This is a genomic window from Burkholderia sp. E168m15, from assembly GCF_016586105.1.
GTDB classification, from domain to species: Bacteria; Pseudomonadota; Gammaproteobacteria; order Burkholderiales; family Burkholderiaceae; genus Burkholderia; species Burkholderia orbicola.
In genome coordinates this window covers 1-1,276 of record NZ_BCPO01000149.1, presented here as the reverse complement: position 1 = coordinate 1,276, position 1,276 = coordinate 1, and the positions used below count along the sequence as shown (strand labels likewise).

The 1,276-nt window shown below is 72.7% G+C and carries 3 protein-coding genes; all 3 read left to right on the top strand.

Annotated elements, in window-relative coordinates; genetic code table 11:
- On the top strand, window positions 1-626 hold a 626-nt coding region (locus tag JMF86_RS21835; protein WP_201317150.1), incomplete at its 5' end, for an FAD-binding oxidoreductase.
- A 79-nt stretch (window positions 627-705) separates the two neighbouring features.
- Window positions 706-939 (top strand): 2Fe-2S iron-sulfur cluster-binding protein, encoded by a 234-nt coding sequence (locus JMF86_RS21830; protein WP_011547922.1) that lies wholly within the window; start codon window positions 706-708, stop codon window positions 937-939.
- A partial coding sequence (locus tag JMF86_RS21825) for an FAD-dependent oxidoreductase (RefSeq protein WP_201317149.1) occupies window positions 936-1,276 on the top strand: 341 nt, incomplete at its 3' end. The genes JMF86_RS21830 and JMF86_RS21825, both read left to right, overlap by 4 nt.

The window sequence follows — 1,276 nt, the reverse complement described above, 5'->3', positions numbered from 1 at the left end:
CCGTCGCGGTCGATGGCTCGAGCGTGACGCTCGCGAGCGGCGACGTGCTGCGCGCGCAGCGTGTGCTGGTGGCGAACGGCGTCGCGGCGCGCACGCTGTTGCCCGAACTGCCGCTGCGCCCGAAAAAGGGCCATCTGCTGATTACCGACCGCTATCCGGGCCACGTGTCGCATCAACTCGTCGAGCTCGGCTATGCGGCGAGCGCGCACGCGAGCGACGGCACGTCGGTCGCGTTCAACGTGCAGCCACGGCCGACCGGCCAGTTGCTGATCGGCTCGTCGCGCCAGTTCGACACCGAGGACGCGCAGGTCGAGCCGCCCGTGCTCGCACGCATGCTGCGCCGCGCGGTCGGCTACCTGCCGGATCTGGCCGACCTGAACGGCATTCGCGCATGGACGGGTTTCCGATCCGCGAGCCCCGACGGCCTGCCGCTGCTCGGCGAGCACCCGGCGCGGCCGGGCGTGTGGCTCGCGGTCGGCCACGAAGGGCTCGGCGTGACGACCGCGCCGGGCAGTGCGCGGCTCGTCGCCGCGCTGATGGCCGGCGAGCGGCCGCCCATCGATATCGAACCGTATTTGCCGGGACGCTTCCTCACCGCGTCGTCCTTGGCCGGAGCGCTGACATGAAACGCCCCCCACGCTCACTTTGTTCGCTGCCCCCCGCGGGGGCGGTCAGCCTCCTTGGGGCGGCCCGGCGGAGGCTGACATGATCATTCATCTGGACGGCCGCGCGCTGACGGTGGCCGACGGCGTGACCGTCGCGGCCGCCGTTGCGGCGAGCGGCGACGACACGACGCGCGTGTCGTGCATGGGTGCGGCGCGTGCGCCGTTTTGCGGGATGGGCATCTGCCAGGAATGCCGGATGACGATCGACGGCCGGCGCCGGCTGGCGTGCCAGACGCTGTGCCGCGACGGCATGCAGGTGGAGCGCACGCGATGAAACAGGAACGACTGAGCGTCGACGTCGCGATCGTCGGCGCGGGCCCGGCCGGACTGTCGGCCGCGCGGGCCGCCGCGCGCAGCGGCGCGACCGTTGCGATCGTCGACGACAACCCGCGGGCGGGCGGACAGATCTGGCGGCAGCCGGCAGCGGCCGCACCGACGCCGGCCGCCGCCGAACGCCTCGCCGTGCTGCGGCAGCCGAACGTCATGCACCTCGCGGCGACGCGCATCGTCGCCGAAACGCAGCCGGGCACGCTGCTGCTCGAAGACGACGAATGCGGGCGGTTGCTCGATTTCCGGACGCTGATTCTCTGCTGCGGCGCGCGCGAGCTGCT